At 59.7% G+C, this 18,983-nt stretch carries 26 protein-coding genes and 2 tRNA genes; 14 read left to right on the top strand and 14 right to left on the bottom strand.

Features of this window, described 5'->3' with window-relative positions; genetic code table 11:
* The first annotated feature begins 55 nt into the window (after window positions 1–55).
* Window positions 56–871, top strand: a complete 816-nt coding sequence (locus SynA1562_RS03370; RefSeq protein WP_255445710.1) for a hypothetical protein — start codon at window positions 56–58, stop codon at window positions 869–871.
* Here the strand turns inward: SynA1562_RS03370 and SynA1562_RS03365 are convergent.
* Window positions 837–1,121, bottom strand: coding sequence for a hypothetical protein (locus tag SynA1562_RS03365; RefSeq protein WP_255445709.1), 285 nt, complete (start codon window positions 1,119–1,121; stop codon window positions 837–839). The genes SynA1562_RS03370 and SynA1562_RS03365 overlap by 35 nt on opposite strands.
* Before the next feature lie 22 nt (window positions 1,122–1,143).
* On the opposite strand from SynA1562_RS03365, the gene xth reads away from it, so the two are divergent.
* Window positions 1,144–2,010: an exodeoxyribonuclease III gene (gene xth / locus SynA1562_RS03360; protein ID WP_255445708.1), complete on the top strand. Its 867-nt coding sequence runs from the start codon at window positions 1,144–1,146 to the stop codon at window positions 2,008–2,010.
* Between the two features lie 6 nt (window positions 2,011–2,016).
* On the opposite strand, the gene SynA1562_RS03355 is transcribed toward xth, so the two are convergent.
* The gene (locus tag SynA1562_RS03355) at window positions 2,017–3,468 is read right to left on the bottom strand and encodes an FAD-linked oxidase C-terminal domain-containing protein (RefSeq protein WP_186494742.1); all 1,452 of its coding nucleotides are present in this window, start codon (window positions 3,466–3,468) and stop codon (window positions 2,017–2,019) included.
* Between the two features lie 136 nt (window positions 3,469–3,604).
* Between SynA1562_RS03355 and hemL the strand changes: the two genes are divergently transcribed.
* Genes hemL through SynA1562_RS03340 form a run of 3 tightly spaced genes read left to right on the top strand, consistent with a single transcriptional unit; the run spans window position 3,605 to window position 5,772 of the window.
* A complete protein-coding gene (gene hemL / locus SynA1562_RS03350; RefSeq protein ID WP_186495281.1) occupies window positions 3,605–4,906 on the top strand; it encodes a glutamate-1-semialdehyde 2,1-aminomutase in 1,302 nt (433 codons plus the stop codon).
* A 58-nt stretch (window positions 4,907–4,964) separates the two neighbouring features.
* Window positions 4,965–5,378 (top strand): hypothetical protein, encoded by a 414-nt coding sequence (locus tag SynA1562_RS03345; RefSeq protein WP_255445707.1) that lies wholly within the window; start codon window positions 4,965–4,967, stop codon window positions 5,376–5,378.
* Window positions 5,353–5,772: a cytidine deaminase gene (locus SynA1562_RS03340; RefSeq protein ID WP_255445706.1), complete on the top strand. Its 420-nt coding sequence runs from the start codon at window positions 5,353–5,355 to the stop codon at window positions 5,770–5,772. Before SynA1562_RS03345 ends, SynA1562_RS03340 begins: the two co-directional genes overlap by 26 nt.
* A 72-nt stretch (window positions 5,773–5,844) precedes the next feature.
* Here the strand turns inward: SynA1562_RS03340 and SynA1562_RS03335 are convergent, their stop codons facing one another.
* Both SynA1562_RS03335 and SynA1562_RS03330 read right to left on the bottom strand, forming a co-directional pair.
* Window positions 5,845–6,315 (bottom strand): nucleoside 2-deoxyribosyltransferase, encoded by a 471-nt coding sequence (locus tag SynA1562_RS03335; protein WP_186494740.1) that lies wholly within the window; start codon window positions 6,313–6,315, stop codon window positions 5,845–5,847.
* Window positions 6,315–6,707 (bottom strand): phosphoribosyltransferase, encoded by a 393-nt coding sequence (locus tag SynA1562_RS03330; protein ID WP_186494739.1) that lies wholly within the window; start codon window positions 6,705–6,707, stop codon window positions 6,315–6,317. The genes SynA1562_RS03335 and SynA1562_RS03330 overlap by 1 nt, the downstream gene beginning before the upstream one ends.
* Before the next feature lie 35 nt (window positions 6,708–6,742).
* Here SynA1562_RS03330 and SynA1562_RS03325 point away from each other — a divergent pair, with 35 nt between their 5' ends.
* Window positions 6,743–6,997, top strand: a complete 255-nt coding sequence (locus tag SynA1562_RS03325; RefSeq protein WP_011363656.1) for a hypothetical protein — start codon at window positions 6,743–6,745, stop codon at window positions 6,995–6,997.
* Between the two features lie 23 nt (window positions 6,998–7,020).
* Here the strand turns inward: SynA1562_RS03325 and SynA1562_RS03320 are convergent, their stop codons facing one another.
* Both SynA1562_RS03320 and SynA1562_RS03315 read right to left on the bottom strand, forming a co-directional pair.
* Window positions 7,021–8,010 (bottom strand): glycosyltransferase family 2 protein, encoded by a 990-nt coding sequence (locus SynA1562_RS03320; protein WP_186494738.1) that lies wholly within the window; start codon window positions 8,008–8,010, stop codon window positions 7,021–7,023.
* A 151-nt stretch (window positions 8,011–8,161) separates the two neighbouring features.
* Entirely contained in the window at window positions 8,162–8,659 is a 498-nt protein-coding gene (locus tag SynA1562_RS03315; RefSeq protein WP_186494737.1) for a YajQ family cyclic di-GMP-binding protein, read from the bottom strand.
* A gap of 99 nt (window positions 8,660–8,758) precedes the next feature.
* On the opposite strand from SynA1562_RS03315, the gene SynA1562_RS03310 reads away from it, so the two are divergent.
* Entirely contained in the window at window positions 8,759–9,175 is a 417-nt protein-coding gene (locus SynA1562_RS03310) for an MAPEG family protein (RefSeq protein ID WP_186494736.1), read from the top strand.
* A gap of 7 nt (window positions 9,176–9,182) precedes the next feature.
* Here SynA1562_RS03310 and SynA1562_RS03305 read toward each other — a convergent pair whose 3' ends face one another.
* The 3 genes from SynA1562_RS03305 to ebsA are packed head-to-tail and all read right to left on the bottom strand — an operon-like array spanning window position 9,183 to window position 11,228.
* On the bottom strand, window positions 9,183–9,719 hold the full coding sequence (locus SynA1562_RS03305) for a DNA recombination-mediator protein A (protein ID WP_186494735.1): 537 nt from the start codon (window positions 9,717–9,719) through the stop codon (window positions 9,183–9,185).
* Between the two features lie 16 nt (window positions 9,720–9,735).
* Window positions 9,736–10,833, bottom strand: coding sequence for a phosphotransacetylase family protein (locus SynA1562_RS03300; protein WP_186494734.1), 1,098 nt, complete (start codon window positions 10,831–10,833; stop codon window positions 9,736–9,738).
* Window positions 10,834–10,859: 26 nt separating this feature from the next.
* Window positions 10,860–11,228 (bottom strand): type IV pilus biogenesis protein EbsA, encoded by a 369-nt coding sequence (ebsA, locus tag SynA1562_RS03295; RefSeq protein ID WP_186494733.1) that lies wholly within the window; start codon window positions 11,226–11,228, stop codon window positions 10,860–10,862.
* 36 nt (window positions 11,229–11,264) lie between these two features.
* Here ebsA and SynA1562_RS03290 point away from each other — a divergent pair, with 36 nt between their 5' ends.
* A complete protein-coding gene (locus tag SynA1562_RS03290) occupies window positions 11,265–12,002 on the top strand; it encodes an SDR family oxidoreductase (RefSeq protein WP_186494732.1) in 738 nt (245 codons plus the stop codon).
* On the opposite strand, the gene map is transcribed toward SynA1562_RS03290, so the two are convergent.
* Entirely contained in the window at window positions 11,983–12,828 is an 846-nt protein-coding gene (gene map, locus SynA1562_RS03285; RefSeq protein WP_186494731.1) for a type I methionyl aminopeptidase, read from the bottom strand. The genes SynA1562_RS03290 and map overlap by 20 nt on opposite strands.
* A 53-nt stretch (window positions 12,829–12,881) precedes the next feature.
* Here map and SynA1562_RS03280 point away from each other — a divergent pair, with 53 nt between their 5' ends.
* The 6 genes from SynA1562_RS03280 (at window position 12,882) to gltX (ending at window position 15,773) form a co-directional block, all read left to right on the top strand.
* Window positions 12,882–13,169: a PepSY domain-containing protein gene (locus tag SynA1562_RS03280; RefSeq protein ID WP_186494730.1), complete on the top strand. Its 288-nt coding sequence runs from the start codon at window positions 12,882–12,884 to the stop codon at window positions 13,167–13,169.
* Window positions 13,170–13,194: 25 nt separating this feature from the next.
* Complete coding sequence (rplS, locus tag SynA1562_RS03275; protein WP_186494729.1) at window positions 13,195–13,671, top strand: 50S ribosomal protein L19; 477 nt, start codon at window positions 13,195–13,197, stop codon at window positions 13,669–13,671.
* A 60-nt stretch (window positions 13,672–13,731) separates the two neighbouring features.
* Window positions 13,732–13,804, top strand: a tRNA-Trp gene (locus SynA1562_RS03270).
* 37 nt (window positions 13,805–13,841) lie between these two features.
* The gene (locus SynA1562_RS03265; protein ID WP_006043540.1) at window positions 13,842–14,030 is read left to right on the top strand and encodes a hyperconserved protein Hcp; all 189 of its coding nucleotides are present in this window, start codon (window positions 13,842–13,844) and stop codon (window positions 14,028–14,030) included.
* A 214-nt stretch (window positions 14,031–14,244) separates the two neighbouring features.
* A tRNA-Asp gene (locus SynA1562_RS03260) sits at window positions 14,245–14,318 on the top strand.
* A 21-nt stretch (window positions 14,319–14,339) separates the two neighbouring features.
* The gene (gltX, locus tag SynA1562_RS03255; RefSeq protein WP_186494728.1) at window positions 14,340–15,773 is read left to right on the top strand and encodes a glutamate--tRNA ligase; all 1,434 of its coding nucleotides are present in this window, start codon (window positions 14,340–14,342) and stop codon (window positions 15,771–15,773) included.
* Here gltX and SynA1562_RS03250 read toward each other — a convergent pair.
* From SynA1562_RS03250 to wecB, 4 genes are read right to left on the bottom strand one after another with little or no spacing between them, the layout of a single operon-like run.
* On the bottom strand, window positions 15,717–16,982 hold the full coding sequence (locus SynA1562_RS03250; protein WP_186494727.1) for a sodium:proton antiporter: 1,266 nt from the start codon (window positions 16,980–16,982) through the stop codon (window positions 15,717–15,719). The genes gltX and SynA1562_RS03250 overlap by 57 nt on opposite strands.
* Window positions 16,972–17,217, bottom strand: coding sequence for a hypothetical protein (locus SynA1562_RS03245; protein WP_115010390.1), 246 nt, complete (start codon window positions 17,215–17,217; stop codon window positions 16,972–16,974). The genes SynA1562_RS03250 and SynA1562_RS03245 overlap by 11 nt, the downstream gene beginning before the upstream one ends.
* The gene (locus tag SynA1562_RS03240; RefSeq protein WP_186494726.1) at window positions 17,217–17,819 is read right to left on the bottom strand and encodes a DUF1643 domain-containing protein; all 603 of its coding nucleotides are present in this window, start codon (window positions 17,817–17,819) and stop codon (window positions 17,217–17,219) included. The genes SynA1562_RS03245 and SynA1562_RS03240 overlap by 1 nt, the downstream gene beginning before the upstream one ends.
* Entirely contained in the window at window positions 17,788–18,900 is a 1,113-nt protein-coding gene (gene wecB / locus SynA1562_RS03235; RefSeq protein WP_186494725.1) for a non-hydrolyzing UDP-N-acetylglucosamine 2-epimerase, read from the bottom strand. Before wecB ends, SynA1562_RS03240 begins: the two co-directional genes overlap by 32 nt.
* Between the last annotated feature and the right edge of the window lie 83 nt (window positions 18,901–18,983).

The following is an 18,983-nucleotide window of genomic DNA, read 5'->3' as shown; positions in this document are numbered from 1 at the left end:
ACTGTAGCCAGGCCACTGCAATCTCCTCAAACTGAAGTGGCTGATTCGAGATCGGATGCCCAGCCTGCGCCGGATCCTGTTGCTGCTGGCGTCCATGGTGGGGGCTGCCCTGGTCGGTTTGATCGCTGCAGCCTCCATGGCCCCGGAAACCCGGGCACGCGCGAGTCGCCTGGCTGAAGAAGATCAGCAGGTTGAGCTGCTGATGCAGCAGCTACAGCACCATGACAACCTCAACGAAGCAGAACGGGGCCTGCTGCTGGAACGCCTGGTGACACTGGAGCGCCTGCAGGACGCCGAAGTGGTGCTGCAACCGTGGCTGTCTGGCCACTCCACGCCTCGCGAACTCACCCTGTTCAAAGCGGAACTGCAACGTCGCAATGGCCAGCCCGAGGCAGCCCGGCGGAGCCTCCACCATCTGCTGCGGCTGCATCCGAATGATCTGCAGGTTCTGCAATTGCTGGTGCTCCTGGACCAAGAGCTGGGACGTCAGGGTCAGGTGACTGCTGAGCTCACCACCCGGTTCAAGGGCCTGGAGCCTGGCCAGCGGTTGGAGATCGGTTTGCTCCTGGCTGATCTGCTGCGACAGGGCGGATCCGATCAGACCGCGATGAAGCTGTACGGCCAGCTGGCCACAGAGAACAAAACTGACGCAAGACCCCTGTTGGCCCTAGCCCTGTTGCAGCAAGAGCGAGGCGATTCAGAGGCGGTTCACACCCTGCTCAAGCAGGCCCGGGAACGGCGGGATGCCAACGGACGGATCAATCCGCTGATCGATGTAGTGGCAGGACAGCTCGGATTGAGCGCAGCCCGCGCCACCGCGTCTGACCAACCCAGCGCTAAGGCGTTTCAGGAGGGTTCTGATAGACCTTGAGGGCCGCATCAATGGCATCGGATGGTGGTGTGGCGTCATCCATGGCCGTCGCCCGCCGGATCTGGTTCAAGAAATCCATCGGGTTGGCAGCATCCAGAATTGAACCGCTGCCATTGGTGTCCCCATAGATCTCGCGTTCCTCGCGGTTCTGAAAAGGCGCTTCAACCTGGGCCTCTGCACCCATCGGGATGGCTGTCACCAACAGGGAAGAAAACACAACCTGAGCGACAGCCGCAAGACGGCGAGACATCAGCGGAATCCAGAGTTAGCTGATGCTAAGGGTCTTTGAGGCCACTGAATCAACCGTGCAGATCGCCACCTGGAACGTGAACTCGGTTCGCACGCGATTGGATCAGGTGCTCAGCTGGCTGGATCGCGAGCAACCGGATCTGCTGTGTCTGCAGGAAACCAAGGTGGATGACCCTCTATTTCCCGTTGAAGCCTTTAAGTCTGCCGGCTGGCACGTTCACATCCATGGCCAGAAGGCCTACAACGGCGTCGCCCTGATCAGCCGCGAGCCCCTGGAGGATGTGCGCTGCGGCTTCATTGGGGAGCTCCCGGATGATGCAGAAGCGGACGATCTCGGGGCACAGAAGCGCGTGATCAGCGCACTTCTGAATGGCGTTCGCGTGCTCAACCTCTACGTACCGAATGGATCGAGCCTGAAGTCGGAGAAATACCCCTACAAACTGACCTGGCTCGGCTGCCTGAAGCGTTATCTCGATGCTCAACAGCAACGCGGCGAGCCGCTGTGCATGGTCGGCGACTTCAACATCGGCCTTGAAGCACGTGATCTTCCTGATCCCGACCGCCAGACCGGCGGGATCATGGCGAGCGATGCCGAACGCCAGGCCCTTCGTGACGCGCTCGGTGACCGGCTTCAGGACGTGTTCCGGGTGTTCGAGCCGGACTCCGGCCACTGGAGCTGGTGGGACTACCGCAGCGGTGCCTGGGACAGGGACCGCGGCTGGCGGATCGACCACATCTATTTGTGCGACGAGCTGATGGGACTCGCCCGCAGCTGCGTCATCCACAAAGGCATGCGTGGCAACCAGCAACCCAGCGACCATGCCCCGGTCAGCGTTGATCTCGACTGGCCTCCAGCCGACGATGACGAAGGCGACGAACCGCTCTTCTGACCCTGTTCAGTAAACCTCCACGCCAGCGGGCAGCGTCACCATCCGTTTGGCCGATTCCCCACAGGTTCGCGGCGTAGGCAGCACCTTGCCCGGATTGGCGCGGTTGTCCGGATCAAAGGCAGACCGCAACAGCCCCATCGTTTCCAGGTCATCGGGAGTGAACATCCAGTCGAGATAGCAACGCTTGTCGGCGCCGACGCCGTGCTCTCCGCTGATGCTGCCACCGGCATCAAGACACACCCGCAGGATGGCGGAACCGAGCTCCTTCACACTCCGCTCCACATCGGGCTGATTCAGTGAATACAGAATCAGTGGATGAAGGTTGCCATCTCCGGCATGGAAAACATTGGCCACGGGCAGGCCGTGCTCCTGGCTGAGCCGTTCAATCGCCGCAAGCACCGATGGAAGACTGCTGCGGGGAACGACACCGTCTTGCACGTAATAAGTCGGTGTGATTTTTCCCACGGCTGAAAACGCAGATTTGCGGCCTTTCCAGAGCACCGCACACTCCGTGGGGTCTTGGGCCCGATGCAGACCACGGGCCCCTGCCGCACGACAAAGCGCTTCAGCCCGTTCTGATGAGGCCTGCACCTCAGCCTCTTGGCCATCGAGCTCAATCAGCAGAACGGCCGCAGCATCACGGGGGTACTCGTCGTACCCGAAGAAATCATTGACGGCGTTGATGGTGACGTTGTCCATGATTTCCATCCCCGCCGGCAAGAGGCCGCTCGCGGTCACCGATCGCACCGCCTCCCCTGCTGCTTCCATCGTGGCGAAATCCGCCAACAGCACGTTCACGCACTCAGGAGCCCGAAGCAGGCGCAGGGTGATTGCCGTTGCGATGCCCAGGGTTCCTTCGCTGCCGATGAATGCACCACGTAGATCCAGTTCGCACGATTCAGCCAGCCCATTACCCAACTGCGTGATGGTTCCATCGGGCAGCACCACCTCAAGCCCCAGCACATGGTTGCTGGTCACGCCGTATTTGAGGCAGTGCACCCCGCCCGAGTTTTCCGCCACATTGCCGCCGATGCTGCACACCACCTGGCTGGACGGATCCGGGGCGTAATAAAACCCGTCGCCTGCAACAGCACGCGTCACCCAACTGTTGATCACCCCGGGCTGCACCGTGACCCGCTGATTGGCCAGATCGAGGTCGAGCACCTGACGCATGCGACTGGTCACCACAAGAAGCGCCTGCTGATCCACCAACGCTCCCCCTGAGAGGCCGGTACCGCTTCCACGGGCCACAAACGGCACACCGTGTTGATGGCAGCACTGCAACACCGCAGCCACCTCTTCGGTGGTCTCCGGCAGCACCGCCAGGGGCGGACAGTGGCGCTCAAGTGTCAGTCCGTCACAGTCGTAACTGAGCAGTTCCTGACGCTTCGCCACGATGGCCCGAGGGGGCAGACATCGCCGCAGATCCCTCTCCAGCACTGACCAGTCGTGGGCCACATTGATCTCGATCTGATCAAAGACTACGCATCAAAATGCGTGCGAAGTGGGCAATTAAGAAACACAGCAAACGGAACCGGTCGTTCCTGAGTCAGGATGTTGCACGGTTTGCATCAGCCCTTTGGCGTCGGTTCCAGTGACAGCACCCGCGTTGAACACCAGCCACTCCCAGGCCATCTTCGGCGCAGCACAGGCCCTGATGCCCGGAGGGGTCAGCTCACCTGTGCGGGCGTTCAAGTCGGTTGGCGGTCAGCCGATCGTGTTCGATCGGGTCAAGGGTCCCTACGCCTGGGACGTGGATGGCAATAAGTACATCGACTACATCGGCAGCTGGGGACCGGCCATCTGCGGCCACGCCCACCCCGAGGTGATCGCAGCACTGCAGGAAGCGATCGAGAAGGGCACCAGCTTCGGAGCACCTTGTGCCCTGGAGAACACCCTGGCCGAAATGGTGATTGACGCTGTACCCAGCGTTGAGATGGTGCGCTTCGTCAACAGCGGCACCGAGGCCTGCATGGCTGTGTTGCGCCTGATCCGTGCGTACACCGGCCGCGACAAGGTGATCAAGTTCGAGGGCTGCTATCACGGCCATGCGGACATGTTCCTGGTCAAGGCAGGTTCCGGCGTGGCCACCCTTGGCCTGCCCGACTCTCCAGGTGTCCCTCGCAGCACCACCGCCAATACCCTTACGGCGCCTTACAACGATCTTGAGGCCGTTAAGGCTCTGTTCGCCGAGAACCCCGACGCCATCGCTGGCGTGATTCTTGAGCCGATCGTCGGCAACGCCGGCTTCATTCAACCGGAACCCGGCTTCCTTGAAGGTCTGCGGGAACTCACCAAAGAGCACGGCGCTCTGCTGGTGTTCGACGAGGTGATGACCGGTTTCCGGATCAGTTACGGCGGTGCCCAAGCGCATTTCGGCGTCACCCCAGACCTCACGACCATGGGCAAGGTGATCGGTGGCGGACTTCCCGTGGGCGCCTACGGCGGCCGCGCCGACATCATGGGAATGGTGGCCCCTGCTGGGCCGATGTACCAGGCCGGAACCCTCAGTGGAAACCCCCTTGCGATGACCGCCGGCATCAAGACCCTGGAACTGCTCAAGCAGCCCGGCACCTACGAGAAGCTGACGGCCACAACCCAGAAGCTGGTGGCGGGAATCAAGGACGCCGCCCAATCCGCTGCCATGCCGATCACAGCGGCCAGCGTCAGCGCCATGTTCGGCTTCTTCCTATGCGAGGGCCCCGTGCGCAACTTCGAAGAAGCCAAGGCCACAGATTCGGAACGCTTCGGCAAACTCCACCGGGCCATGCTCGAACGCGGCGTCTACCTTGCACCGTCAGCCTTCGAAGCCGGTTTCACGTCCCTGGCGCACTCCGACGCCGACATCGAAGCGACGATCAACGCCTTCCGCGAAAGCTTCGCGGCCGTGGCCTGATCGTTCCGTGCTGGCCTCAGCACCACCTCCACCTCCACTGGTCTGCACCATCCAGAACGTGGAGAGACGGTGGTCTGGCCAGCCGATTTCAGGCATCCGACAGCTCGAGCAGCAGCAGTTTTTGGTTGTGCAGGGTGACAACCCTGGGATTGAACCAAAAACGGTGATCGAAAGCAGGCTCACCCCCTTGGTGGAACACTTCAGCAGTTCCGGAGTTGAGCAGATCGAGGGGTCTCGCTTGACCTATCACTGGTCCTACGAAGCCTCGTTAGGAGCGCTGACATTCAATGACTCCGGAGCCTCCAGCGGATCTGCCCAGGAGAGTCGCGTCGCTGTCAGCGGAGATCTGGTCATTGATCCCCAGAAGGGATTCGAACTCAGCCAGCAATCCCGGCTGACTCAATCGGCTGGGACGCGAACTCTGAGCAGCCTTCTTGAAACAGCCCATGGCTCCTGCCGAGAACAACGCTGAGTCTTTACTTGTGCGGGCTCGCCGGGCCGCCAGCCGTGCCCATTGCCCCTACTCGAACTTCCACGTGGGGGCTGCAGTGCGCTGTGAAGACGGCAGTGTGATCGACGGCTGCAATGTGGAAAATGCCAGTTATGGGCTGAGCATCTGTGCCGAGCGAGTCGCCCTTTTCACAGCGATCAGCCAGGGCAAACAACCGATTGAACTGGCCGTGAGCTGCATCGATGCCCAGAGCGATGCGCCTCCAGGATCCCGCATGCCGTGCGGCGCCTGCCGTCAGGTGATGCAAGAACTGCTGCCAACCAATGCAGCAATACAGATCGACGGGGTAGGCACAAGGCAACTCGAGCAACTTCTTCCTGCTCCCTTCGAACTGAAACAACCAAACACCAACTGATCATCGCCATCACAGCCCTGCAGCGCTCATCCAAGAGCGAGCAGCATCAACAGACCACGATTCAACCGAAAATCAGGATCGCGCCCAACAGGCCAAGGCTTTGTGGGGATCATTGATATCAGACACATCGCTGTAGACGTACTTCTGCCACTCCCGCTCAGGGAGACCGGCAAACACCATCAGGTTGAGCGGATACTGCTCGGAATCGGTGCACCTGCGGAAATCATCCCGAAACAGGAAAGTGGGTTTACCCAGGGCAATGGCGGCACCAAGCTCCACCATGACCCCTTCATCGGGAGGCGTTCCATTCACAATGGCGAACATCGCATCGGCATCACGCACATCCTGTAGATCACGCTGCGCGACGCGATAGGCCCATCCCGGTTCCGCCAGGTTCACCTGACCATTGCGAGCAAAAGGCTCCCAGACCTCCAATCCCAGGGCTTCCAATGCCCCAATGAACTCCGGCAATAACAGCCGCTTCCATTGCTCCGAAAAGCCGTAAGGAGACGCCAGATAAATCGTGCGTGCGCTGTTGTTCATCACAGGCCCCGGGAAGAGCGGTACGCCTGCTCATCGGCACGGGCCTGTTCAAGGTTCTCCCAAGGAAACACCATCCATTCCGACGACTCGGCAACCTCGGCTGCCACCCACCAATCAGGACTCACCTTGCTGACCCAAACAGCAAAGGATGCCTGCGGCACCTGAACTTTCAACGCCTGCAAGGTGCGACCGGTTTCATAGACATCATCCACAATCAGGGCTGATGGCTCAGGTGCTGAGAGCAAGGGTCGATCGATGGCATGGCTGAGGGCTACGGCAAGGCACAGCCCTCCACGGGGAACCCCATAAACGCCGGTCACCGCAGAACCGGCAAAGCGTGAAGCCAACTGCTGCACCGCCTGATCGAATTGGGCCCAGCTCAGTACCTGCATAGCCGGAGAATGACACATCCACGCTGTGATCCCCCTTGAGCCGAGACATCCCGCCCCAGGAACAAAACCGCAAATGGTTTCGCAGCCATCTGCTCAACCGGGAACTGGAGTTGCAGGAGCTTTATGACCTGCCGCAGGACGACCTGGATCTACTGATGGCCGAGACGGCTGAGATCCGATCGGACCCTGAAAACCGATCCCGCAGTCATGGACGCTGGTGCACCGCGGGCTATGTGCTGGAGCTGGCGAGGATCATCGATGCTCGTCGGGCCCGGGAACCGATCAGCTGAGCATCGCCCCTGACCCATGCGGCTCAACTCCAAGGCATCAACAGGGAGTCACGTGCTTTTTCTAGACGTCCCAACCATGAGCGACGAAACTGAAAATCCTGCCGGAGCAATTTCAGCACCCTTTTTTGATAACTGATCTTGCGCGGATCATGAGCAAGCAGCTGTTGCATTGCGTTGATTTCACAACGGATCGTGCGATTCCGATAAACCCTTTGGATCTTCACAACACTGTCGCGCAACGCTTGCTTGGCGACCTCAGGATCACCCTCAACATTGGCCCGAAGACGATCCAACATCGAACGATCCAATGACATGCCGTACGGGTCAGCCTGCGGAGAAACGGAATCAAGAATCTTCAGCAGATAAGCGACACGAGCATGACGGCTAGGGAAATCCAATGATTCAGCATTCCCGCTGAGGTTGACTGGCTTTCGCCCCGAACTCTGCGCCAGGGTTCGCTTCACAACACCACCCTCTTTCAGCAGCAGGTCATCAAGACCGCGAAGGTAATAGTGCTGCACAGGAAAGTGCTGTCCCTGAGCAATCCCCAGTCTCCTCCCAGATCCATTGGTATTGGACTCATGAAGACGAAGCAACTTCAGAGCAGATGTTTTAACGATCGACTTAACCTGAGGAAAAACAAAAAATTTCTTTTGACTGGACTCAAAGAAGTTGTCATCCAGTGACGCTGTTAGCCGCCATGGCATCGACAATGATTCAACTTTTTCTTCAACAAGAAAGTCGAATAAGCCGGGATGCAGATATTCATCAGCATCAACAACAGCGACATAATCTTCACGAATTAGATCCTGAACAGAGCTGATCCTCTGCCCGTCAGACTCGTGGACACCGATACCGTTACGCGCAAAAATTTCTCGGCATAGTGGCGCAGCCCCCGGAGCGAGCACCGGATAAAAAGCATCAACCCCCAAGCGGCGGTGGTGATCAATGAAAGACTGGAGATAGGGAGCCTCACCATCAAAAACACGAACCGCGATGGCAAAGCTGCTCACTTAAACCAAAGATTTTCATTTAAATTACCAAAAACACCTGAACCAAACATGTTCAGCGCTGGATTTTTGGCAGGAACTCACAATTTCAGAGGCATCATCAAGACAGGCTTTTGGCTTGCATCACCCAAAGCAAAATCTTGCAATCTCCTCATCAGCGATAGTTCTCAAACTGCAGAGGAACATCAAGCTCATCCTCCTTACTCTTGACGAGCTGAATCGCGGCCTGGAGATCATCTTTGCTCTTGCCCGTGATCCGCACACTTTCTCCCTGGATCGCCACCGTCACCTTTTTGAGCTCATCGCGCACCATCTTGCTCAACTTCTTCGCAATCTCCTGACTGAGGCCCTTACGCAGCTTCACCACTTGCTTCACCCGATTGCCTCCGACGGTTTCAGGTGTTTGAAAATCAAAAATCTTGAGGGATAGGTTGCGTTTGGTCGCTTTGGTTCGCAGCACATCCTCCACCGCCTGAAGCGTCATATCACTGGCCGTGGTGATCACCAGCTCCGTTTCCTCAAGATCGATCTCGGTGCCGGAATCCTTGAGGTCATAACGGTTGCCAACATCACGACGCACCTGATCAAGGGTGTTCACCAGCTCCTGACGATCAAAGTCAGAGACCACATCGAAGGAATAAGTGCTGGCCATTTTGCAAACCTGTCGATCCTCCAGTTTAGAAACCCGTCGATCTCCAGCAGGGTGAGGTTCACCCGAACCCGTTAGGGTCCCGGAGATTAATTGGATGTCATGACTCCTGCGTTTGCTTGGGCCCTCTGCCTGATGGGAGCCGTCGTCATGGTGAGCATCGTGCTCACCGGAGCCGGACGAGCCAAAGCAGATTTCACCATGGCTGATCTTCAGGCGCCTCGGGCGATGTTTGAACGGCTGCCAGCCTTCGGGCAGCGCGCCGTGTGGGCACAGGAAAACAGCTGGGAAGCACTGACCCTGGGAGCACCGGCCATGCTGTTGTGTCTGATCAGCGGAGTCAGCAGCCCGACGGCGATCGCGGCAGCGTGGATCTGGCCGGGGATCCGTTTCATTTATCTGTTCGCCTATGTCGGCAACGTGCCTCCCCTGAGGGGACTCTGCTGGGCTGCGGGGGTGACTGCCGTAGGCATCTGCTACGTGGAGGGACTGCGGGCTGTGATCAGCGCCGCCGGCTGATAGCTGATCAGTCGAAATACAGAAGGCTCACCACCTTCCCCATGTCCTCAGCAGTTCGTGCACTCGCCAGCAGGGTTTCACTGTCGTGAAATGCGAGACAGATCAACTGATCACAGCGGTTGATGATCTCTTGATTGCACAAACTGCTGGCCATCGGCAGGGGCAGGTCGTCCTGCTCGGGCTTGTCCACAAGGTGCAACACCCGATCCAGAAGATCTCTGATTTCAGGCACCTGCCGATCGAGGCTCTGGGGCAAGAGCACGGTGAGTTTGGAGGGATCCACCTCAAGACACCCGCGAATCACTGCGGCATTCACCCCCTGAGATCCGGATGTGATCAGAGAATGGCCTTCCTGCACCAATGAGCGGGCCACCAATTCGATCAGATGAACCGCCACAACGGGCACATGGCGGCTACCGAGGAGGGCGATCCTTCGTTGGCTTTTGTCCTGCAGAAGAGCGAGTTCCTGCGCAAGCGTGTCAACCCGATCAAGAGCCGGCAGATCCAGTGACTTACCCAAGGAAAACTTGCCGCCTGATTTCATCGGAAGTTAGCAACCATCAGGCGTGCTGAACCGTCAGATTCAATGCACTGAAGAGTTGATCGAGCTTGCAGTGCTCTTCCACAAGACGGAAGGCATAGGTGGCCTTCACAGCTTCATGCAGGCGCACATGGCCGAAGGCCTGCTCAATCACCCCCACCGTGGCCAGAGTGTCGTGCTCGACCTTGAGCAAAGGCACGTCCAATTCTTCCGCGCGATTGATCAATTGAGGAAGAGGTTCACCAGCGCCAGTGAGAATTAGACATTGGGTTGAGGCCTCCAGAGCGGCCAACTGGATGTCGGTGCGATCCGCCCCCGTCACTACAGCCATGTTGCGTCGTTTTCGGAAGAACTCCATGGCCGAATTCACATTCATCGCGCCGATGCTCAGGGTTTCCACCAGCAGTTCTTGCCGTTCCTGGCAGCAAATCACCCGGGCATTCAGCCGCCGCACCAACTCGCCGACGGTGACGCTGCGCAGCAAAGGGGAACGGGGCATGACACCGAACACCTGCAAGCCCAGCCCCTGCAAGGCAGGAACCACCTGTCGCTCCAAGCTTTCGACCTCCTCTGGCGTGACAGCGTTCAGCACCACTCCAACCAGACGGTCGTCCAGGATCTGTTTGGCCGCCAACAGTGCGTCGACGCTGCGGCTGTCCTGCCAGAGGTGCACCAAGACGACCTTGGCATCCAGACCTGTGGCCAGCTGCGGAAGGCTGAGGCCATACAACAATCCCTCCTGGAGGCTTCCAGCACATTCCAGGAGGGTGAGTCCGTCATCAGCCTGAATGTGCTGGCGCAGCTCCGCGAAACCTTGGCCAGCGTCCAACTCGCCCTGGCCAAGGCGCTGGGCAGCTGTTGTCGGCGACAGCAGATGCATCGAAGGAATCAGACGCTCAGGCGGCAGATTCAGCGTTTCACCAACAAAGCGAACGTCGTCATCGATGAGCGGTTGAGGCAACGGCCCCTGGTTCGGATCCCAATCCAGGCTTGTGGCCAGGGGCTTTCCGAACCTGATCTGCTGTCCGGAACGGGCAAGCTGCTGAGCAATTCCAAGGACGAGAGCTGACTTCCCACTGAACGGCTCACACGATCCGATCAACAGTGTCGTTCCCATGGAGGTGATGCCTGAGATTGCCGAATCTAGGCCTGTTCTGGCGCATCTCCGCGCTCGATCAACAACCACTGCCAGAACCCATCGGGCAGATCAGGCTCCGGTGGTTGGAGATGGGAACAATCCATGAGCCAGGTCACCAGCTGATGGGTGGTGACGGCGAAATCAACATTCCCCTCGGGATGACCGGGAAAACAAAGTTGGCAGTCCAGCCTCTCCATCGGTGCAGCAACCCCATTCCAGCGGAGTTCGTAAGGGTGTCCATCGCTTCCGGCCACCGGACGCCGCCCCTGCAGTGCGCCACGCCCCAGGATCTGAAGCGCTGCGGAGAGATCCTGCTCGCGCTTGACGCCACCGCAGTAGGGAGCAAACAGAACCAGTTGGGCGGCATCTGACACAGCTGGTGCTCGACTCTTGCTCCGCTCATTTCAAGGATGCCCCAAGCTGGCCCCATGGCCCAGTCCCCTTTCCACGGCAAACGGATCGGCATCACAGGCGCTCGTGGAGCCCTTGGCGCAGCCCTGGCCCGTTGCTTCCGTGCCGCAGGCGCCCACGTGACCGGTTTCACCCACGGTTCCACTCCGCCAAAGCAACCGGAGGGTCCACACCGCTGGGTGAGCTGGAGCTGCGGAGACGAAGCCAGCCTGGATGAGGATCTCGCGGAGATCGATGTTCTGATCCTGAATCACGGAATCAATCCTCAAGGCGGTCAAAGCCCCGATGTGATCAATCAGGCGCTGGAGATCAACACCTTGAGCAGCTGGCGGCTGATGCAGCGATTTGAGGCCATCAGCAGAGCATCGCCGCAGGGCAGCCCGAAGGAGGTGTGGGTCAACACCTCGGAGGCTGAAATCCAGCCTGCTTTGAGTCCTATTTACGAGCTCACCAAGAGGATGCTTGGACAACTGGTGAGCATCCGCGGCGCTGTGCTTGATGCCTCAGGCCGGGAGGCCCTGATTCTGCGCAAGCTGGTGCTGGGTCCCTTTCGCTCATCGCTCAATCCGATCGGGGTGATGGGCGCTGATTTCGTCGCAGGTCAGGTGCTGCGCCAGGCGAGCTGGGGATTTCGCCTGGTGATCGTGACGCCAAACCCCCTGACCTATGTCTTGATGCCTCTCACCGAGCTTGGACGGCGGGTCTACAGCCGAATCCTCAGTCGCCCCGATCGGTGAGGATTTCACATCCATCACTCGTCACCAGAACGGTGTGCTCCCACTGCGCCGAGAGAGAGCCATCGCGGGTCACAACGGTCCACTGGTCCCGCAGGGTGCGGCATGCCTTGCTGCCGGCATTGAGGATGGGCTCAATCGCCAGGGTCATGCCAGGACGCAGGGTGACGTTGGGAAGCTCATCGGTACGGAAATTGAACACGGAAGGCTCTTCGTGAAGGTTCCTGCCAACTCCGTGGCCGGTGTAGTCCTCCACAACACTGAAACCGTTGGCCTTGACGTGGTCTTCAACGGCTCCAGCGATGTCCAGCAAGGTGTTGCCTGCTTTGACCTGGCTCAGGCCAGCCATCAAGGCTGCTTTAGCAACGCGGCTCAGGGTCTGTGCTTCTTGGGGCGCGTCTCCAACGCAGATCGTGATGCAGCTATCGCCGTGGTAGCCCTCGAAGTAGGCGCCGGTATCCACCTTAAGAAGATCGCCCTGGCGGATCACACGCTTCGGGCTGGGAATGCCATGCACCACTTCGTTGTTGATGCTGGCGCAGATGCTCGCCGGAAAACCGTGATAGCCCTTGAAACTTGGGGTCGCCCCCATTTCGCGGATGCGTTTTTCGGCATAGGCATCAATATCTCCCGTCGTCTGGCCGGGCTCCACCATTCCCATCACCTCGCGCAGCACGGTGGCGACGATGTGGCTGGCCTGGCGCATGATCTTCACTTCACGGGCTGATTTGATCTCAACACCGCGACGCTTCTGAATGCGCGGACCGGTCGCCGTCACCTGCCCCTGCGCTGCCTGGGTGGATGCCAGAAGATCAGCAAACAGATTCATGACTCAACCCAATATCCGTCACGCTATCAACAGCAACCGAATTGATGCCGGTCATGTCGCTGCTTGTGCGCTTGCGTGAACTGCATCGGAGCGTTGCACCTTTTGTTCTGGCGCCTTTGCTGGTGACGGTGTTCTCAGGTGTCAGTTACCGCCTGGCCCGGGACTGGTTCGGAGCCAGTCGGGAACAGGTTCACTGGTTAATGGTGGTGCATGAAGGGGAATGGCTCGGTTCCATGCTGGAACCGATGGTTGTTCTTCTCAACGCCATCGGCCTGCTGTGGATGCTGATCACAGGGATGGTGCTTCTTATAGAGCGATGGCGTCGAAAGGTACACTCGTAGTTTGGCGATACAACGCGGAGCTGGGATGGCAGCCGATTCGAAGGACACAGCGGTGACCGACGAGAACACCGAAACGGCTGTGGAAGCAGCACCAGAGGCCACAGCGGCGAAGTCCAGCAAGGCTTCCAGTGCTCCTGCCAAGAAACTGAGCCCCGAAGCTCTGATTCGCTCCTTTGAGTCGTCTCAGCAGAAGGATGATCTTCCTGAGATCTATGTGGGAGACACCGTGCGCGTTGGTGTTCGCATCAGCGAGGGCAACAAGGAGCGCGTTCAGCCCTACGAGGGCGTGGTGATTTCCAAGCGCCATGGCGGTCTCAACCAGACCATCACCGTGCGCCGAATTTTCCAGGGCATCGGCGTTGAGCGGGTGTTCATGCTGCACAGCCCCCAGGTGGCTTCCATCAAGGTGGAACGGCGCGGTAAAGTGCGCAGGGCGAAGCTTTTCTATCTGCGGGAACGGGTGGGCAAGGCCACCCGCGTGAAGCAGCGCTTCGATCGCTGAGGTTTCGACCTCGTTCAATCAGTTGCCAACTTCAACGTTGGCTGAGGGGTACATCGCCTTGCGCCGTTAGTTCAGTTGGTAGAACGCAGGTCTCCAAAACCTGATGTCGGGGGTTCGAGTCCTCCACGGCGCGTCCGATGTTCCCCTCGTGCAGTTTCCCGGTTCTGAGCATGGAGTTGGATCTTCAACCTGGTGATGTTGTGAAGGTGTTGGAGTCAGCCGCCCTCGGCTGGGTCCGCGCCCGAGTGATACGCGTCAAGTCCGGCGGCCGTGTGGTCGTACAAAGCGATCAAGGTCGTGAATTCACTGCCCGCGGCAATCAGGTTCGACTCATTGAGCCTGCAGGATTCCGTCCCTGATTCATTGAGAACTCGGTGATAAACCGATGCTTCCCTCAATTCCCGGCGACCATGTCACCGGGAATTTTTTTTGGCATCACACTGATGACAAAACAGGGAGGATCCACCCTCAGTTGTTGACGGAGGGCAGGGCAACAGTTGATACTGATCAGGTCGCGCAGGCGACACAGATCAGATTCTTCGGAGCGCGTCTCGCGAGTTCTGAATCAGATCTGGGACCGTAGTTCAACCGGTTAGAGCACCGCCCTGTCACGGCGGAAGTTGCGGGTTCGAATCCCGTCGGTCCCGTTCTCACCACCAAAAGCCACGATGGTGCGCGTTCGATTGGCCCCCAGCCCGACGGGCACGCTTCATATTGGAACGGCGCGAACCGCTGTTTTCAATTGGCTTTATGCCAAGCACGAGCAAGGGGCGTTTGTGCTGCGGATTGAAGACACCGACAAGGAGCGGTCCAAACCCGAGTACACCCAGAATATTCTCGAAGGCTTGCAGTGGCTCGGGATCAACTGGGACGAGCAACCCGTCATCCAGAGCGAACGGGTGGCGCAGCATCGTGAAGCGATCCAGACCCTGCTCGATCGGGGATTGGCCTACCGCTGCTATGCCAGCGAAACGGAACTCACGGCCATGCGCGATGCGCAGAAAGCGGCCAATCAAGCGCCGCGCTACGACAACCGCCACAGAATTCTGACGCACGAGCAGGAGCAGGCGTTTCAGGCCGAAGGCCGTGAAGCGGTGATCCGCTTCCGCATTGATGACGCTGCCGAAATTCGCTGGAATGATCTGGTGCGTGGGGCCATGAGCTGGCGGGGGGCTGACCTTGGCGGTGACATGGTGATCGCCCGTCGTGCTCCGGCGGATCAAATCGGCGACCCCCTCTACAACCTTGTTGTGGTGGTGGATGACGCCGCAATGGAAATCACCCATGTGATCCGCGGTGAAGATCACATTGCCAACACCGCTAAGCAACTGCTCCTCTACGAAGCGCTTGGCCTGCCCTTGCCGACCTTTGCCCACGCTCCCCTCATCCTCAATGCCGAGGGACGCAAGCTTTCCAAACGGGATGGGGTGACCTCCATCAACGATTTCCGCGCCATGGGCTACACCCCTGACGCCATCGCCAACTACATGACGTTGTTGGGGTGGTCCGTGCCGGAGGGCATGGAGGAACGGTTCAGCTTGCGTGAGGCCGCAGCCGTCTTTGGTTTCGATCGCGTCAACAAAGCCGGGGCGCGTTTCGACTGGGACAAGCTCAACTGGCTGAATGCCCAGGTTCTGCACGGCTGGACGGCGGACCATCTTCTTGAGGAGCTGACGCCCCTCTGGGCCGAACGCGGTTGGACTCCTACCAGCGACAAGAGCTGGTGCCTGGACCTCTGCGCCTTGCTGGGCCCCTCCCTCACCCTGCTCAAAGATGGCGTCGATCAGGCGGAACCGTTCTTTGATCGTCCGGAGCTCCAGGAGGATGCGCTCAAGCAACTCGGGATCGAAGGAGCCAAAGCGGCCATGGCCGACCTGCTTCAACGGCTCGAGAACAACCCTTGGGATGGCAACGACGTCGATCAAGCCAAGGCTTGGCTGGGGGATGCCGCCAAAGCAGCCGGTGTGAAGAAAGGGGTGGTGATGAAATCCCTGCGGGCCGCTCTGCTGGGGCGCCTTCAAGGGCCTGATCTGATCACCACATGGTCATTGCTGGCCCGAATCGGTGAGGACCTGCCGCGACTGCGCCGCTGCCTCGGCTGAGGCAGGCTCGTCATCGTCGGCTTCGACCAGGCCAAGAGCCCGAGCCAACGGCTGGGCCGTGAGGCCCTGGAGGCCAACGGTCATCAGGATGGTTAGGAACACCAACCCCTGAAGGCGTCCTGCCCCCAGGATGCCGGCCTGCTCCAAACGAATCGCGAAAAGAGAGGCCACCGCTGCGGTGACGATGCCTCGCGGCGCAAGCCAACCCAGAAAGAGCCGTTGCTCAAGCTTGTAGGGCAACCCGATGGTGGCCAAACCCACGCCGATCGGACGCACCACGAGCATCAACGACAGCACGCAAAGGATGCCGCCCCACCCCAGCGGACTGAGTTCAGCCCAGGAAACGTCAGCAGCCAGCAGCGGAAACAGCATCGTGATCGCCAACTGCGCCAGTTCCTGAATCAGGCCATCCAATTCAGCGGTGTGGGGGCCTGGACGTCGACCGACAACGATTCCCGCCGCCACCGAAGCAGGCAGGGCGGATTCCGGCAGCAGCCACTCACTGACGCCGTACATCAGAAACAGCAAACCCAGACTGAGCTGAAGCGGCAGTCCCTTCAACTGATCTGGTTTTAGCCGTCGCAGCAGCTCAGACAGCAGCCAGCCGACGCTCGCGCCAATCAGCACACCACCGCCCAATCGATACAGCAGGCCGAGCATCACCTCACGCCAGCCGTGCAGGTTGCCAAGGACAAGCTCCAACAGCAGCAGGGCTAAAACGGCGCCGATCGGCTCAAGCACCAGACCTTCAGCCTCCAGGACTTCGCCCAGAGGTGGTGCAAGCCGAATCTGACGCACCAGTGGTGTGACCACCGTTGGCCCCGTAGCCAGCACGATGGCACTGAACACAGCCGCAAGCGACCAGCTGAGGCCGGCAAGCCAATGGGCCGCCAACAGTCCGCCTCCCAGGGAGATCAACAGACGCAGGACTGCGATGCGCTGCACCGTGGCCTTGATCGTGTCCCCAGGCAGACGCAGATTCAGGCCGCCGTCGAACAACACCAGGCTGACGAGAAGACCCACAACAGTTCCAAGCCCTGAGCCGAGATCAAGGGGTTCCACCCAACCCAGACCAGAGCGGCCGATCAGCAGCCCCGACAGGAGCAGCAACACCACCCCAGGAAATTCCGACTTGGCCGCCAAAAAACGGGCCGCAGCACCCGAGGAGACCGTGACGCCCCAGAGGAGGCCCAGACGCTCAGGCGTCATCGACAGAGGAGAACTGAGGTTCCACGCGCACGCCGATCACGGCTTGGGGGCGTACGACCAGATACTCGCCTTCCAGATCACTGAGGGGAACGTTGACGAAACCGCCCTGGTTCTCGGCATTAACAACCCCTTGGTACCACTCCTGAAAGGTCTCGAGTTTCGGAAAAAACACCCGTTCGGTTTGGCCTCCCACAAGGTGGAGATGGACGGCGTAACGGCGGGGCGTACGGGACATCAGCGAGGAAGGACATCCGTCAAGGTCCCCACAGGATGACGGATCGGTTCCGGGTCTGCCCAGAGAAAAGGGCGAAGACAGGTGTTGCGCGGGGCATAAAGCGGATGGCGCGGTTGCCCCGAGGCCGTCTGCCCCAGCATCAGCGGATGAGGCGAGTCGGGAACGGAGCGTCGGCGTTGCGGGAGCAAACGCTGAATGTTTCCAAGAACCAGCTGAGTCCGGTCCCATCGCGCCCCATTCGCCCCCCATCCACACCAGAGATCGACCCCAGAGGTCCGGGACCAGTGGTTGAACCAGCGGTTCAAGATCGCGTCGTTAAGCCCTCCGATGGGGTCCTTGACCCGCAGCAGCGCCGCCGGAGACGGCGACATCCGGGCGAACAGATTCAGCACCAGCAACTCCCGATATCCCCAATGCCTGGCGAAGCCGATCAAACGGCGCAGGGTCGGGTCATCGTGCTGGCCATCTGCTCTCGAGGGATTCAGACCCACGAAAAACAGACACCCTTCGCCCGTACCCAGGCGGCGCCGCAGCCACCAGCGGTAGCAGCCATCGCTGCTGAGGGACGCTTCAGACGCCGAGCTGTCGGCGACAAAGCTCAAGGATGCGTTCGCTCGCGTGACCATCGCCGAAGGGGTTAACGGCGCGGGACATCTCTTGATAGGCCGTGGCATCCCCAAACAGCCGAGAGGTCTCTTCCAGGATCACATCGGGATCGGTACCCACCAGCCGGGCCGTTCCCGCATCAACGGCCTCCGGCCGCTCTGTGGTGCGCCGCAGAACCAGCACGGGTTTGCCGAGCGCAGGGGCTTCCTCCTGGAGACCACCGGAGTCGGTGAGCAACAGGGAGCAGCCTTTCATCGCTGCAACGAGACGGTCGTAGTCGAGAGGTTCGGTCAGAACGACACGGGGATGGCTTCCAAGCAGGGCCTGCAGCGGTTCACGCACCGTCGGGTTGCGGTGCATCGGCAGCAGCAGCGCTGTGTCGGGAAAGCGCTCAAGCACCTGCAGCATTCCTGCAGCGATGTCATTTAGCCGCTCACCCCAGTTTTCACGGCGATGCACCGTGGCGAGGATCACCCTCTGTTGGTCCCAGTCGAGGCCATCAAACCGAACATCCGGTGCCGATTCCGCCATCAACAACAACGCATCTATCACGGTGTTACCGGTCACGGCGATCTCCCCGACCACACCGGATGCTTTCAGGTTGGATTCGGCCTTGAGCGTCGGCGCGAAATGAAGGGTCGCGATCTGGGAGAGGAGCCGGCGGTTGGCTTCCTCCGGGAAGGGATCCAAAAGATTGTCGGTGCGCAGACCGGCCTCCACATGACCAACCGGGATCTGCTCGTAAAACGCAGCCAAACCAGCGGCAAACGCCGTAGTGGTGTCGCCCTGCACCAGGACCAATTGCGGTGGATAGGCCTGAAAGTCTTCCCGCAGCCCCTGCAGCGCAGCACAGGTGACATGGGTCAGGGTCTGCCGGGGGGCCATCAGATTGAGATCCTGATCCGCTTGGAGATGGAACAGATCCATCACCTGACCCACCATCTCGCGGTGCTGACCGGTCAGGACAACACGGGTCTGCAATGCATCACAGGCTTGAAACGTCCGGATGACCGGAGCCAGCTTGATCGCCTCCGGACGCGTTCCCAGAACGATCGTGACGCGGGGCTGTTCAGCCATTCCATCCAGACGGACCGCTGGAGTTTACGGGCGTCAACCCGGAGAGAACAGTGAGAAATCCTTGCCAGTTCCAGCATCGAGAC

Source organism: Synechococcus sp. A15-62, from assembly GCF_014280075.1.
In the GTDB taxonomy this organism is placed as follows: Bacteria; Cyanobacteriota; Cyanobacteriia; order PCC-6307; family Cyanobiaceae; genus Parasynechococcus.
The sequence above is the reverse complement of the archived record's forward strand: the minus strand, read 5'-3'. Positions and strand labels throughout refer to the sequence as shown.